The following is a 13,440-nucleotide window of genomic DNA, read 5'->3' as shown; positions in this document are numbered from 1 at the left end:
GGACGCGCGTGCGCCTCGCTGAGAGCCCTGCGCGGGCCTAGGTTGGATCCATGCCAGCGCCGCGTGTCCTCGCCATCGTCCTCGCCGGAGGGGAGGGCAAGCGCCTCATGCCGCTCACCGCGCACCGTGCGAAGCCTGCCGTGCCCTTCGGCGGCATCTACCGGCTCGTCGACTTCGCCCTGTCGAACGTCATCAACTCGCACTACCTGCACGTGATCGTGCTGACCCAGTACAAGTCCCACTCGCTGGACCGCCACGTGTCGAAGACGTGGCGCATGTCGGCGCTGCTGGGCAACTACGTGGCGGCCGTGCCCGCGCAGCAGCGTGTCGGCAAGCACTGGTACCTGGGCAGCGCGGACGCGATCTACCAGTGCCTCAACATCATCGACGACGAGCGGCCCGACATCGTCGTCGTGGTCGGCGCCGACCACGTGTACCGCATGGACTTCTCCCAGATGGTGGACTCGCACATCGAGTCGGGCGCCGAGCTGACGGTGGCCGGCATCCGGCAGCCGATCGACATGGCCGACCAGTTCGGTGTCATCGAGACCGTGCCGGGCGACCCGACACGCATCGCGGCGTTCCGCGAGAAGCCGACGGACCCGACGCCCGTGCCGGGGTCCCCCTTCGAGATCCTCGCGTCGATGGGCAACTACGTCGCGAACGCCGACGCGCTGGTCAAGGCGGTGACCGTCGACGCCGAGGACGTCAACTCCCGGCACGACATGGGCGGCGACATCGTGCCGTGGTTCGTCGAGCGGGGCACCGCGGGGGTGTACGACTTCATCCGCAACGACGTGCCCGGATCCACCGACCGCGACCGCGACTACTGGCGCGACGTGGGGACGCTCGACTCGTACTTCGACGCGAACCAGGACCTGATCTCGATCGAGCCCGTGTTCAACCTGTACAACGACGACTGGCCCCTGCACACCGGGTACACCGGCCTGCCGCCGGCCAAGTTCGTCCACGCCGGTGCCGGGCGCCTGGGACACGCGGCCGACTCCATCGTGTCCCCGGGCGTCGTCGTGTCGGGCGCGACCGTCTCCGGGTCGATCCTGTCCCCGGGCATCCGGCTGCACTCGTGGGCGCAGGTGACGGACTCCGTGCTCATGGACGGCGTGCAGGTCGAGCGCTACGCGCAGATCCACCACGCGATCCTCGACAAGAACGTCATCGTCCCCGAGCGCGCCCGTATCGGCCTGGACCACGATCACGACCGTGCACGCGGGTTCACCGTGACGGACAGCGGCATCACGGTCGTGCCGAAGGGCACGATCATCACCGACTGACGGCGGGACGCCGCAGTCCGGCCAGGGCGAGGCGGTCCCGTGGCGCCCGGACGCCATGCGGACACCGGCCGTGACCCGCGTCCACGCCCGCTAGCCTGCGGGCGTGGACACCCGTACGGCCGCTGCCCGGCTCGTCGTCATGGACGTCGACTCGACGCTCATCACGGGCGAGGTCGTCGAGATGCTCGCGGGGCACGCCGGCTCGCGCCCCCTCGTCGCGCAGATCACCGAGCGCGCGATGCGCGGCGAGATCGACTTCGCGCAGTCGCTGCGCGAGCGCGTCGCGACGCTCGCGGGCCTGCCCGTCTCGGTGTTCGAGGACGTGCTCGCGGAGGTGGAGCTGACCCCCGGTGCCGTCGAGCTCGTCGCCGAGCTGCAGGGCCGCGGCTGGCCCGTGGGGCTGGTGTCCGGCGGCTTCGTCGAGGTCGCCCGCCCGCTGGCCGCGCGGCTCGGCATCACGCGCGTGCACGCCAACCGGCTGGAGGTCCGCGACGGGCACCTGACGGGGCGTGTCGACGGCCCGGTCGTGGACCGCGCCGCGAAGGCTGCCACGCTCACGGCCTGGGCGCTCGAGCTCGGGCTGCCCATGAGCCGGACGGTCGCGATCGGCGACGGCGCCAACGACCTCGATATGCTCGCCGCGGCGGACACCGGGATCGCGTTCAACGCCAAGCCGGTCGTCGCGCAGGCCGCGGACGTCGCGGTGGCGGGGCGGCTCGACGCCGTGCTGGCGCTCGCACCCTTCGCCGACTGACCGTCACAGCCCGCTCGGCGGCGCTGCGGCCGGGCGGTCGCCCGGCCGCGGGACCTCAGGCCGGGACCTCGAGGCGGACGAGCCGCAGGGCGCCCGGAGCGACGAGGTCCCAGGCACCGTCGCCCTCCAGCACGGTCCAGGCCGCCGTCGGCACCCCGCCTCGCACGCGCGCGAGCACGGCCTCGTCGGACGCGTCCCCCGCCAGCGCGCCGGCTGCCTGCGACATCGTCGGCTCGTGCCCCACGACCAGGACCGTGGAGGCCTCCTCGGGCAGCGACTGCAGGATCGCGGCGAGGTCGCCCGTCGACGCGTCGTACAGGTCGTCGGTCACGGACACGACCGGGGCCGTCGCGCCCGCGGCGACGAGGGCCGTCCGCGCGATCTCCCACGTCTGACGCGTGCGCAGCGCCGAGGAGCAGAGCACGTGCGTGGGTGCCAGACCGGCTGCGGCGAGCGCGGCGCCGACGGCCGAGGCCTGTCGGCGGCCCACCAGCGCGAGCGGGCGCTCGTGGTCGACGACCACGCCGGCCGGCTCGGCCTTCGCGTGCCGCAGGAGGACGAGGCGGTGCAGGGTCACCGCACCAGGGTGCCACCCGGCACCGCCGCCGAGGTACACCCGACGGCCCCGGCGGACGTGACGAACGCGACGTCCGCCGGCGGGGCGCCGCGCCCGCGTGCCGCGACGGGCGTCACAGACCCATCGCGTGCACGCCGCCGTCGACGTGGACGATCTCGCCCGTCGTCGCGGGGAACCAGTCGGACAGCAGGGCCGCGACGGCGCGCGCCGTCGGCTCGGGGTCGCTCACGTCCCACCCGAGCGGCGCGCGGTCCGGCCACCCGCCCTCCATGGCCTCGAAGCCGGGGATCGACTTGGCCGCCGTGGTGCGGATCGGGCCGGCCGAGACCAGGTTGACGCGGATCCCCTGCGGCCCGAGGTCGCGCGCGAGATACCGCGCGGTGGACTCGAACGCCGCCTTCGCGACGCCCATCCAGTCGTAGACGGGCCACGCGTAGCGTGCGTCGAACGTGAGGCCGACGAGGCTCGAGCCGCGCGTGAGCAGCGGCTGGGACGCCACCGCGAGCGCCTTGAGCGAGTACGCGCTGACGTGGACGGCGGTCGCGACGTCCTCCCACTGCCCCGCCAGGAAGTTGCCCCCCATGACGGACTGCGGCGCGAACCCGATGGAGTGGACGACCCCGTCGAGGTGGTCCGTGTGCTCACGGACGCGGTCGGCGAGCGCCGCCAGGTCGTCCTCCGACGTGACGTCGAGCTCGACGACGGGTGCCGCGTGCGGCAGGCGCCGCGCGATCGCCTGCGTGAGGCGCAGCTGACGTCCGAAGGACGTCAGCACGACGGTCGCGCCCTGCTCCTGCGCCAGGCGTGCGACGTGGAACGCGATCGAGCTGTCCGTCAGGACGCCGGTGACGAGCAGGGTCTTGCCCTCGAGCAGTGCCATGGTCCAGGTGCCTCTCGGTCGGGTGGGCCGGGCGCGGGGCGCCGGCGCGGGGGGTGGGTGGGTCAGTGCCCCATGCCGAGGCCGCCGTCGACGGGCAGCACGGCGCCGCTGACGTAGGCGGCGCCGTCGGAGGCGAGGAACTGCACGGCGGCGGCCACCTCGTCCGCGTGACCGAAGCGGCCGGCGGGGATGGAGCCGAGGTAGGCCTGCTGCCGGTCCTCGGGCAGAGCCTTGGTCATGTCGGTGTCGATGAAGCCGGGAGCGACCACGTTCGCGGTGATGCCACGACCACCGAGCTCGCGCGTCACCGAGCGGGCCATGCCGACCAGGGCCGCCTTGGACGACGCGTAGTTGACCTGCCCGGGCGAGCCGTACATGCCGACGACGGAGGAGATGAGGACGATGCGGCCGCGTCGCAGCCGGATCATCCCCTTGCTCGCGCGCCGCACCACGCGGAAGGCACCCGTGAGGTTCACGTCGACGACGTCGGCGAAGTCCTCGTCCGTCATGCGCATGAGCAGGCCGTCGCGCGTGACGCCCGCGTTCGCGACCAGCACCTCGACCGGCCCGTGCGCGGCCTCGACCTGGGTGAACGCGGCGTCGACGGAGGCGGTGTCGCGCACGTCGCCGATGACCTCGAGGACGCCGTCGGGGGCGCCGCCGGACCGGACGATCGTGGCGACGCGGTCGCCCGCGGCGACGAAGCGCTCCGCGATGGCACGACCGATGCCGCGGTTGGCACCGGTCACCAGCACGCTCCGGGGGGCGCGGGCGGTCGGGTCGGCGGGCGTGGTCTCGGGTGTCGTCGCAGGCACGGGACACGACGCTAGCCGACGGCCGGGCGTCGCACCGGGGTGCCCGCCGTCCTGAGTTGCGGCGCCCCCGTTGTGGGAGGCCCACAAAGTGTGGGTCCGACCACGTCGAGCAGCCCCCGCCCCGCACGGCGCCTACCATCGGGGAGTGAGCACACGTCGTCGCGCCGCGCGGGCCGAGCCGGAGGTGCACCGCATCACGTCGGCCCCCGAGCCCCTGGCAGACGATCTCGCGCGCCGTCAGCACCGCTACCTGTGGCAGATGGGCGTGCGTGTCGTGTGCTTCGTCGCGGCGGGCCTGCTGTGGTCGCACGTCCCGGTGGCCGTGTCGCTCACGCTCATCACCGCCGCCGCCGTGCTGCCCTACGTCGCGGTGCTGCTGGCCAACGCCGGCCGCGAGCGGCGCGACACGTCCGACGTGTTCTTCGAGGCGCGCGAGATCGGCCCCGCCCCGCGTCACGACGGGCTGGAGGACGGCCGGTGACCGCCGCGACCCCGGGCCCGGACGCGACCCCCGACACCGTGGGCGAGCTCGTCTGCAGCGCCCGCAGCTGCCGGGCCGTCCCCGGCTGGGGCGTCCTGTGGAACAACCCGAAGCTGCACACCCCCGAGCGGCGCAAGGTCTGGCTCGCGTGCGACGCGCACCGTGAGCACCTGTCGGAGTACCTGCGCGTGCGTGACTTCCTGCGCGACGTGGTCCGGGTCGACGAGCTGGTCCGGGCCGAGCCGTGAGCACCGCAGGACCCGCGGCCGCCGACCTGCGCGCCGCGGCCCGGCGGCAGGCCGTCGGGCTGGTGCTCGTGGCCGTCGTCGTCGCGGTGACGTGCACCTTCCTCGGGCGGTGGCAGTGGCAGCGGCACGTCGACCGCGACGCCGCCATCGCCGTCGTCGAGGCGAACTACGCGGCGGCGCCCGTCGACCTCGCGGACGTCGTCCCGGATCCCGACGCCGTGCTGCCCGACACCGACGCGTGGCGCTCGGTCGAGGTCAGCGGCCGGTACCTCGACGACGCGACCGTGCTGCTGCGCAACCGGCCCGTCGACGGCACCCCCGCCTACCACGCCCTCGTGCCGTTGCTGGTGACGGACGCCGCGCCGCGCGACGCCGGCGACCCGGTCGCCGCGGGACGTGTGCTCGTCGTCGACCGCGGCTGGGTGCCCACGGGTGCGGACGGGTCCGTCGACGTCGACGTGCCGGCGCCGCCGCGCGGCGACGTGACGGTCACCGTCCGGCTGCGCCCGGGCGAGGCCACGAGCAGCCGTGACGCCCCGGCCCGGCAGGTGCAGGCCATCGCGCCCGCCCAGGTGCTCACCGCGGGCGGCGTCGAGGGCGAGCCCTACGCGGCCTACGGCGCGCTCGTGCGCGAGCAGCCGGCCGCCGCCGAGCCGCTCGGCGCGCTGGCCGCCCCGAGCACCGACCCCGGCTCGCACCTGTCGTACGCGTTCCAGTGGTGGGTCTTCGCCCTCGGTGCCCTCGCGGCCTTCGGCGTGGCCGCGCGGCGCGAGTGGACGTCCGTGGTCAGGGTGGGCGACGGGCCGGACACGCTGCGGCCGCCACGGCCGCGCCGCGCGCGCGGGCGCGACGAGCTCGACGAGGACGCCGAGATCGCCGCGCACGAGGCGCGCGACGTCACCGCTCAGGCCAGCGCGATGAGGTCCAGGTAGTCGGCGCTCCACAGGTCCTCGTCGCCGTCCGGCAGCAGCAGGACCCGCTCGGGCTCGAGGGCCGCGACCGCGCCCTCGTCGTGGCTGACGAGCACGACGGCGCCCTGGTAGCCGCGCAGCGCGGCGAGGATCTCCTCGCGCGAGGCCGGGTCGAGGTTGTTCGTCGGCTCGTCGAGCAGCAGCACGTTGGCGCTCGACACGACGAGCGTCGCCAGGGCAAGGCGGGTCTTCTCACCGCCCGAGAGCACGCGCGCCGGCTTGTCGGCGTCGTCCCCCGAGAACAGGAACGAGCCCAGGACGGACCGCACCTGGGTGTCGGTGAGGTCGGGTGCCGCGGTGCGCAGGTTCTCCAGGACGGTGCGGCCCAGGTCGAGCGTCTCGTGCTCCTGCGCGTAGTACCCGAGCTTGAGGCCGTGACCCGGCTTGACCTCACCGGTGTCGGGCTCCTGCAGACCGCCGAGCATGCGCAGCAGCGTCGTCTTGCCGGCACCGTTGAGGCCCAGGACGACGACCTTGCTCCCCCGGTCGATCGCGAGCGAGACGTCCGTGAAGACCTCCTGCGAGCCGTACGACTTCGACAGCCCCTCCGCCGTCAGGGGGGTGCGCCCGCACGGTGCCGGGTCGGGGAACCGGAGCCGGGCCACCTTGTCCGACGCGCGGACCGCGTCGAGGCCCGACAGCATGCGCTCGGCACGGCGGGCCATGTTCTGCGCGGCGACCGCCTTGGTGGCCTTGGCGCGCATCTTGTCGGCCTGCGCCATGAGCGTCGCGGCCTTCTTCTCGGCGTTGGCCCGCTCGCGGCGCCGGCGCTTCTCGTCCGTCTCGCGCTGCAGGATGTACGCGTCCCAGCCCAGGTTGTACAGGTCGAGCTGCGAGCGGTTCGCGTCGAGGTAGAACACCTTGTTGACGGTCGCGCGCAGCAGCTCGACGTCGTGGCTGATGACGACGAACCCGCCCGGGTAGCTCTTGAGGTACTCGCGCAGCCACACGATGGAGTCGGCGTCGAGGTGGTTGGTCGGCTCGTCGAGCAGCAGCGTGTCCGCTCCCGAGAACAGGATGCGCGCGAGCTCGACCCGGCGGCGCTGACCACCGGACAGCGTGCCGAGGTTCTGCCCGAGGACGCGGTCGTCGAGCCCGAGCGCTGCCGTGATGCGGTGCGCCTCGCTCTCGGCCGCGTACCCGCCGGCGGCGGTGAACCGCGCCTCGAGCCGCGTGTAGCGGTCCATCGCCTTGTCGCGCGTCGCGTCGTCCGCCGACGCCATGGCGACCTCGGTCTCGCGCATCGACGCCAGGACGGCGTCGAGGCCGCGGGCGCCCAGCACCCGGTCCATCGCGAGCTGCGTGAGGTCGCCCGCGCTCGGGTCCTGGGGCAGGTAGCCCACGTCGCCGCTGCGCGAGATCGTCCCGCCGGTCGGCTGGGTCTCCCCGGCCAGGGTCTTGGTCAGGGTGGTCTTGCCCGCACCGTTGCGGCCGACGAGACCGATGCGGTCGCCGGAGGCGATCCGGAAGGTCGTCGGTTCCAGCAGGACGCGGGCGCCGACGCGCAGCTCCACGCCCGAAGCGGTGATCACAGGGGTGTTCCTCGGTTTCCTACGAGAAGACCGGGTGGGTTCTGGCCCCCGGCACAAACGCCGACCATCGTACCCAGCCGCTAGCGTGGCGAGCGGTCGGGCGTCCGACCTCCACCTCATCCTCACCGGGAGCCACCGCATGCCCACCAGTCCCGCGGACGACAGCCCCACCCGGACGGACACCTCAGCACCCGGCACGGCGGTGCCGGGCCTCCTCGCTCATCCGCCGGCTCCCCGGGTCGCGCGGCGCACCAGCACGGACGTCGCGCTCGTCGCGACGTTCGCGGCGTTCGTCGCCGCGTGCGCACTGGTCCCGGCGATCCCGACCGGGTCCGGCGTGCCGATCACGCTGCAGACGTTCGGCGTCGTCGTCGCGGGCCTCGTGCTCGGGGCGCGCCGCGGGTTCCTCGCGATCGCGCTGTACCTGGTCGTCGGTCTCGCGGGCGTCCCGGTCTTCGCCGAGATGACCGGCGGCCTCGGCGTGCTCGGCAAGCCGTCCGTCGGCTACCTGCTCGCGTTCCCGCTCGCGGCGGCCGCCGCGGGGTGGCTCGGCGGTCTCGCGCTGCGGGCGCGTCCGGTGTGGCGCTACCCGCTGCTCGTCGCGGCGGGGCTCGGCTCGTCGTTCCTCGTGACGCACCCCGCGGGCGTCCTCGGGCTCATGGCGCGCCTGGGCGTCACGGCCCGCGAGGCGCTCGCGATCGACGTCGTCTACTGGCCCGGCGACGTCGTGAAGAACCTGCTCGCGGCCGGGGTCACGCTCGCCGTGCTCCGCGCGTTCCCCGACCTGCGCCGCGACCGGCGCTGACCGCCGTGATCGAGCTCGACGCCGCCGAGGTCACCGCCTGGTCCCCCGACCCGGCCGGCGGCCCCGACCGCGTCGTGCGGCTCCTCGGCCCGGTGTCGCTGCGGCTGACCGAACGGCACGTCGCCGTCGTCGGTGCCAACGGGTCCGGCAAGTCGACGCTCGCGCGCCTGCTCAACGGGCTCGTCCTGCCGTCGGCGGGGCGCGTGCGCGTCGACGGCCTCGACACCGTCGCCGACGGTGCGGCGGTGCGGCGCCACGTCGGCTTCGTGTTCACCGACCCCGACGCGCAGATCGTGATGCCGACACCCGTCGAGGACGTCGCGCTGTCCCTGCGGCGCGCGGTGCCGGACGCCCGCGAGCGCGAGGTGCGTGCCCTCGAGGTGCTGTCCCGGTACGGCCTGGCGGACCGCGCGCACGTCTCCGTGCACGCGCTGTCCGGCGGGCAGCGCCAGCTGCTCGCGCTGGCGGCGGTCCTCGCGACGGAGCCGACCGTGCTCGTGTGCGACGAGCCCACGACGCTGCTCGACCTGCGCTGGCGCACGCACGTGGACGCGTTGCTGGCGTCGCTCCCCCAGCAGGTGGTCGCCGTGACGCACGACCTCGAGGCGGCGGAGCGGGCGGACCGGGTGCTGGTCGTCGACGCCGGCCGGGTCGTCGCCGACGACGTCCCCGGACCGGCCCTCGGGCACTACCGCACGCTCATGGGTGCCACGCCGCCCACCGTTCCCGTCCACGGCGCCAGGCCCGGCGCCGCAGGGGCGTCGTGACGCGCGGCCGCCCGCTGCGCGCTCCGTGGGCGGGGCCCCTGGGGCTGCACCATCCCGGCTCCAGCGTCGTCCACCGCCTGCCCGCATCGGTCAAGCTCCTGCTGCTCGCGGTGACGGGCGTCGCCGTCGTCCTGCCGGCGGGTCCGGCGGTGGCGGCCGCGGGTCTCGGTCTCGTGGTCCTCGTGACAGCGGTGGCGCGCGTGCCGTGGCATCGTGCGACGCGTGGGCTGCTGCACGTGCTCCTGACCGCGGCCGTGCTCGGTGGCTACCAGACGTGGGTGCGCGGACCGGCGCTGGGCGCCGAGGTCGCGCTCGACCTCCTCACGCTCGTGCTGGCCGGGGCCCTCGTGACGGCCACAACCCGGGCCGACGACCTCCTCGCGGTCGTCGCGCGCGCCGCGCGTCCGCTGCGGCACGTCGGACTGCCTCCCGAGACGGTCGTGCTCGCCGTCGGGCTGTTCCTGCGGACCGTCCCCGTACTGGTCCAGGTCATGGGCGAGGCGCGCGACGCCGCCCGCGCCCGCGGGCTGGACCGTGACCCGCGCGCCGTCGTCGTCCCGGCGGCCGTTCGCATGGTCGGCCACGCCCGCACGACGGGCGACGCCCTGGCGGCCCGCGGCCTGGGTGACTGAGGGGCGCCGCGGGCCCACCCGCACGGGTCCCCGCTGCCCGCGCGCGGTCAGGCCGCCCGCACTACCGTGTGCCCGTGACTTTCAGCGACGGCGGGAACTTCGAGGGCGGGCGGGTCAGGCGCCACGGCGGCGGCCGGGCGGTGGCGGGCGGTGGCGGTCTCATCGGGATCATCGCGCTGGCGATCTACCTGTTCACCGGGCAGGACATGTCCGGGTTGGTGGACGGCGGCCAGCAGGGCGGCCAGAGCGCGCCCACCGGTGTGGTCGAGGAGTGCACCGTCGAGCAGGCGAACACCGATCCCCTGTGCCGGTTCTCCGCCACAGTGCAGTCCCTGGACGCGTTCTGGGGGGCGACGGTCCCGGCCGGCACGTCGTTCGTGGCCCCGACGGCCAACGAGTTCACAGGAGGCATCTCGACAGGCTGCGGTCAGGCCTCGTCGTCCACCGGTCCGTTCTACTGCCCGCCCGACCAGGGCATCTACCTCGACGTCTCGTTCTTCGAGGTGCTCCAGCAGCAGTTCGGCGCCCAAGGCGGGCCGCTGGCGGAGATGTACATCTACGCGCACGAGTACGGGCACCACATCCAGAACCTCACGGGCGTCTTCGACGCCGCCGACCGCAGCGGGGGCGGCGCCGAGTCGGACTCCGTGCGCATCGAGCTGCAGGCCGACTGCTACGCCGGCATGTGGGCCGGCGACGCAGCGACGCGAGAGGATCCCGACCGACCGGGCGTGACGTTCCTCGAACCCCCCACGGCCGGGGAGCTCGCGCAGGCGCTGGACGCCGCCGCCTCGGTGGGCGACGACCATATCCAGCAGCAGTCCGGCGGCGGGGTCGACCCCGACACCTGGACCCACGGGTCGAGCGAGCAGCGCCAGAAGTGGTTCACCATCGGTTACGAGCAGGGCTCGCTCGCGGCCTGCGACACCTTCGCGGCCACCGACCTCTGAGCGCTCCTGGGCGTCGGTCCCTCGACCGCCGACCCGTAGGGTGGTGCCGTGGAGGTCGATCCCCCGGTCGTCGTGCCGACGTCGCCGGTCGAGAGCGTCGACCGTGCGCTGCGCACGCTCGAGACGGTCGCGTCCGCGGGTCCGGGCGGGGTCTCGCTCGCGGACCTGTCCGCGAGCCTCGGCGTGCACAAGACGACCGTGCACCGCTCGCTCGCCGCGCTGCGCCACCGCGACTACGTCTCGCAGGACCCCACGACCGGCAGGTACTCCCTCGGGCCGGCAGGCGTGGGTCTCGCGGACCGGTACTTCTCCGAGAACGACCTGCCCGCGCGCCTGCACGGCGCGCTCGTCGCCGTGTGCTCGGCGACCAACGAGCTCGTGCACCTCGGGGTGCTCAACGGCGTCCACGTCGTCTACCTGGACAAGGTCGAGCCGGACCGTCCGGTGCGGGTCTGGTCCGCCGTCGGGCGGCGCAACTGGGCGGCGACGACCGCGCTCGGCCGGGCGCTCCTCGCGTTCGGCACGACGCCCGAGGCGGCCCTGGACGTGTACGCGAGCGCCGTCCGCCCGGCCGGACGGATCACGGCCACCGCTCTGGCCACCGAGCTGGAGGCGGCCCGGTCGCGCGGCTACGCGACGGAGGTCCAGGAGAACGAGCCCGGCATCGCGTGCCTCGCGGTGCCGCTGCTGCGCGGCGGGCGTCCCGTGGCAGCGCTCAGCGTCACCGCCCCGGCGGACCGCATGACTCCCGAGCGCATGACGACGCTGCACGAGCGCGTGGTCGCCGTCGCGACGCCGCTGCTGCCCACGGGGCTCGCGCTCCACGTCTGACGCGCCCGTCCCCGTGGGGCCCGGGCACACCGCCATGGCATGCTTGTTCCGCAGACCGCCACTAGCGTTCCGCTAGACGAAACGGAGCATCATGGCCGACATCCTCGAGCAGCTCGCCGCCCACCGCCTGGTCCCCGTCGTCGTGGTCGACGACGCCGCGGACGCCGCCGCCCTCGGCGAGGCCCTCGTCTCCGGTGGCCTGCCCGTCGCCGAGGTCACCTTCCGCACCGCCGCGGCAGCCGACGCGATCCGCGTGCTGGCCGAGCGCGGCGACGTGCTCGTCGGCGCGGGCACCGTCCTCACGCCCGCCCAGGTCGACCAGGCCGTCGCCGCGGGCGCCCGGTACGTCGTGTCCCCCGGCACGTCCCGCGCCGTCGTGGATCGCGCGCACGAGCACGGCGTGCCCGTGATCCCGGGCGCCGTCACCGCGACCGAGGTGCAGGCCGCCCTGGAGCTCGGCATCGAGACCGTGAAGTTCTTCCCGGCCGGGACGTCCGGCGGCAGCGCCGCCATCGCCGCGCTCGCCGCCCCCTTCGGCGGCGTGCGGTTCGTCCCCACGGGAGGCGTCGGCACGGCCAACCTCGGCGAGTACCTCGCGCTGTCGTGCGTCGCCGCCGTCGGGGGGTCGTGGATGGTCCCCCGCGACCTCGTGCGCGCCGGGGACGTCGACGCCGTCCGGTCGCTCGTGGCCGAGGCCGTCGCGCTCGCCGCGCGCCTGCGTCCCTGACCACCCCCGTCGAGGAGAGAACCATGCCCCTGCAGATCCGTCCCGCCGCCGACGTCCGCTACGACGCCGTCTCCCTCGGCGAGGTGATGCTCCGCCTCGATCCGGGCGAGGGCCGCATCCGCACCGCCCGCCAGTTCCGGGCCTGGGAGGGCGGCGGTGAGTACAACGTCGCGCGCGGGCTGCGTCGCGCGTTCGGCCTGCGCACCGCCGTGGTCACCGCCCTCGCCGACAACGAGATCGGCCGGCTGGTCGAGGACCTCATCCTCCAGGGCGGCGTCGACACGTCGTTCCTCACGTGGCTGCCCTACGACGGCATCGGGCGCTCGGTACGCAACGGCCTCAACTTCACCGAGCGGGGCTTCGGCGTGCGCGGCGCCGTCGGGGTCTCCGACCGCGGCCACACGGCAGCGAGCCAGCTCGGCCCGGACGACGTCGACTGGGACCACCTCTTCGGCGACCTCGGCGTGCGCTGGCTCCACACCGGCGGGATCTACGCGGCACTGTCCGAGACGTCCGCGCAGACGGTGATCGCCGCCGTGACCGCCGCGAAGCGGCACGGCACCGTCGTCTCGTACGACCTCAACTACCGGCCGAGCCTGTGGAAGGCCATCGGCGGGACCGCGCGCGCCCAGGAGGTCAACCGCGCGATCGCCCGCCACGTCGACGTCATGATCGGCAACGAGGAGGACTTCACCGCCGCGCTCGGGTTCGAGGTCGAGGGCGTCGACGCCGACCTCACGGCGATCGAGGTCGACTCGTTCGCGGGCATGATCGCCCGGGTCGCGCAGGAGTTCCCGAACTTCGAGGTCATCGCGACGACCCTGCGCACCGTCCGGAGCGCGACGGTCAACGACTGGGGCGCCATCGCGTGGTCGCCGCAGACGGGCGTGGTGCAGGCCACGCACCGGCCGGGCCTGGAGATCCTCGACCGCGTCGGCGGTGGGGACTCGTTCGCCTCGGGGCTCGTCTACGGCCTGCTCGACGGTCAGCCGCTGCAGACCGCGGTCGAGTACGGGGCCGCCCACGGCGCCCTGGCCATGACCACGCCGGGTGACACGACCATGGCGTCCGCTGCCGAGGTGATCAGGCTCGCCGGAGGCGGCGGGGCGCGCGTCGACCGCTGAGGCGCCCGCACGGAGCACGAGGGCCTCGCCGGTCGACCGGCGAGGCCCTCGTCG

The 13,440-nt window shown here is 74.5% G+C and carries 16 protein-coding genes; 12 read left to right on the top strand and 4 right to left on the bottom strand.

Features of this window, described 5'->3' with window-relative positions; translation table 11 throughout:
• Positions 1-50: 50 nt before the first annotated feature.
• Positions 51-1,292, top strand: coding sequence for a glucose-1-phosphate adenylyltransferase (locus KKR89_RS08260; protein WP_208194927.1), 1,242 nt, complete (start codon positions 51-53; stop codon positions 1,290-1,292).
• 103 nt (positions 1,293-1,395) lie between these two features.
• A complete protein-coding gene (serB, locus tag KKR89_RS08255) occupies positions 1,396-2,046 on the top strand; it encodes a phosphoserine phosphatase SerB (protein ID WP_208194926.1) in 651 nt (216 codons plus the stop codon).
• Between the two features lie 55 nt (positions 2,047-2,101).
• Here serB and KKR89_RS08250 read toward each other — a convergent pair whose 3' ends face one another.
• The 3 genes from KKR89_RS08250 to fabG all read right to left on the bottom strand — a co-directional run bounded on the left by KKR89_RS08250 (position 2,102) and on the right by fabG (position 4,318).
• On the bottom strand, positions 2,102-2,623 hold the full coding sequence (locus tag KKR89_RS08250) for a SixA phosphatase family protein (RefSeq protein WP_208194925.1): 522 nt from the start codon (positions 2,621-2,623) through the stop codon (positions 2,102-2,104).
• A gap of 112 nt (positions 2,624-2,735) precedes the next feature.
• Entirely contained in the window at positions 2,736-3,503 is a 768-nt protein-coding gene (fabI, locus tag KKR89_RS08245; RefSeq protein ID WP_208194924.1) for an enoyl-ACP reductase FabI, read from the bottom strand.
• A 62-nt stretch (positions 3,504-3,565) separates the two neighbouring features.
• Complete coding sequence (gene fabG / locus KKR89_RS08240) at positions 3,566-4,318, bottom strand: 3-oxoacyl-ACP reductase FabG (protein WP_208194923.1); 753 nt, start codon at positions 4,316-4,318, stop codon at positions 3,566-3,568.
• Positions 4,319-4,463: 145 nt separating this feature from the next.
• On the opposite strand from fabG, the gene KKR89_RS08235 reads away from it, so the two are divergent.
• Genes KKR89_RS08235 through KKR89_RS08225 form a run of 3 tightly spaced genes read left to right on the top strand, consistent with a single transcriptional unit; the run spans position 4,464 to position 5,979 of the window.
• Entirely contained in the window at positions 4,464-4,799 is a 336-nt protein-coding gene (locus KKR89_RS08235; RefSeq protein WP_251141074.1) for a DUF3099 domain-containing protein, read from the top strand.
• Positions 4,796-5,047, top strand: coding sequence for a hypothetical protein (locus KKR89_RS08230; RefSeq protein WP_208194922.1), 252 nt, complete (start codon positions 4,796-4,798; stop codon positions 5,045-5,047). The genes KKR89_RS08235 and KKR89_RS08230 overlap by 4 nt, the downstream gene beginning before the upstream one ends.
• Complete coding sequence (locus tag KKR89_RS08225; RefSeq protein ID WP_208194921.1) at positions 5,044-5,979, top strand: SURF1 family cytochrome oxidase biogenesis protein; 936 nt, start codon at positions 5,044-5,046, stop codon at positions 5,977-5,979. The genes KKR89_RS08230 and KKR89_RS08225 overlap by 4 nt, the downstream gene beginning before the upstream one ends.
• Here the strand turns inward: KKR89_RS08225 and abc-f are convergent.
• Positions 5,952-7,550 (bottom strand): ribosomal protection-like ABC-F family protein, encoded by a 1,599-nt coding sequence (abc-f, locus tag KKR89_RS08220; protein WP_208194920.1) that lies wholly within the window; start codon positions 7,548-7,550, stop codon positions 5,952-5,954. The two genes, KKR89_RS08225 and abc-f, sit on opposite strands and share 28 nt — an antisense overlap.
• A 139-nt stretch (positions 7,551-7,689) precedes the next feature.
• Here abc-f and KKR89_RS08215 point away from each other — a divergent pair, with 139 nt between their 5' ends.
• The 7 genes from KKR89_RS08215 (at position 7,690) to KKR89_RS08185 (ending at position 13,386) form a co-directional block, all read left to right on the top strand.
• The gene (locus KKR89_RS08215; protein WP_208194919.1) at positions 7,690-8,355 is read left to right on the top strand and encodes a biotin transporter BioY; all 666 of its coding nucleotides are present in this window, start codon (positions 7,690-7,692) and stop codon (positions 8,353-8,355) included.
• 5 nt (positions 8,356-8,360) lie between these two features.
• Positions 8,361-9,122, top strand: a complete 762-nt coding sequence (locus KKR89_RS08210) for an energy-coupling factor ABC transporter ATP-binding protein (RefSeq protein ID WP_208194918.1) — start codon at positions 8,361-8,363, stop codon at positions 9,120-9,122.
• Positions 9,119-9,754 (top strand): energy-coupling factor transporter transmembrane component T family protein, encoded by a 636-nt coding sequence (locus KKR89_RS08205; RefSeq protein ID WP_208194917.1) that lies wholly within the window; start codon positions 9,119-9,121, stop codon positions 9,752-9,754. The genes KKR89_RS08210 and KKR89_RS08205 overlap by 4 nt, the downstream gene beginning before the upstream one ends.
• 74 nt (positions 9,755-9,828) lie before the next feature.
• Positions 9,829-10,704 carry a KPN_02809 family neutral zinc metallopeptidase gene (gene ypfJ, locus KKR89_RS08200; protein ID WP_208194916.1) on the top strand — a complete coding sequence of 292 codons (876 nt, stop codon included), beginning with the start codon at positions 9,829-9,831 and terminating at the stop codon, positions 10,702-10,704.
• A gap of 48 nt (positions 10,705-10,752) precedes the next feature.
• The gene (locus KKR89_RS08195) at positions 10,753-11,535 is read left to right on the top strand and encodes an IclR family transcriptional regulator (RefSeq protein ID WP_208194915.1); all 783 of its coding nucleotides are present in this window, start codon (positions 10,753-10,755) and stop codon (positions 11,533-11,535) included.
• A 91-nt stretch (positions 11,536-11,626) separates the two neighbouring features.
• Positions 11,627-12,262: a bifunctional 4-hydroxy-2-oxoglutarate aldolase/2-dehydro-3-deoxy-phosphogluconate aldolase gene (gene eda, locus KKR89_RS08190; RefSeq protein ID WP_208194914.1), complete on the top strand. Its 636-nt coding sequence runs from the start codon at positions 11,627-11,629 to the stop codon at positions 12,260-12,262.
• A gap of 23 nt (positions 12,263-12,285) precedes the next feature.
• Positions 12,286-13,386 carry a sugar kinase gene (locus KKR89_RS08185; protein WP_208194913.1) on the top strand — a complete coding sequence of 367 codons (1,101 nt, stop codon included), beginning with the start codon at positions 12,286-12,288 and terminating at the stop codon, positions 13,384-13,386.
• The last annotated feature ends 54 nt before the right edge of the window (positions 13,387-13,440 follow it).

This window comes from Cellulomonas dongxiuzhuiae (assembly GCF_018623035.1).
GTDB lineage: Bacteria > Actinomycetota > Actinomycetes > Actinomycetales > Cellulomonadaceae > Cellulomonas > Cellulomonas dongxiuzhuiae.
The sequence above is the reverse complement of the archived record's forward strand: the minus strand, read 5'-3'. Positions and strand labels throughout refer to the sequence as shown.

Coding starts and splice junctions, on each gene's coding strand:
- eda (WP_208194914.1), top strand. CDS start 11,627: ATGGCCGACATCCTCGAGCAGCTCGCCGCCCACCGCCTGGTCCCCGTC.
- KKR89_RS08185 (WP_208194913.1), top strand. CDS start 12,286: ATGCCCCTGCAGATCCGTCCCGCCGCCGACGTCCGCTACGACGCCGTC.
- KKR89_RS08215 (WP_208194919.1), top strand. CDS start 7,690: ATGCCCACCAGTCCCGCGGACGACAGCCCCACCCGGACGGACACCTCA.
- fabI (WP_208194924.1), bottom strand. CDS start 3,503: ATGGCACTGCTCGAGGGCAAGACCCTGCTCGTCACCGGCGTCCTGACG.
- KKR89_RS08260 (WP_208194927.1), top strand. CDS start 51: ATGCCAGCGCCGCGTGTCCTCGCCATCGTCCTCGCCGGAGGGGAGGGC.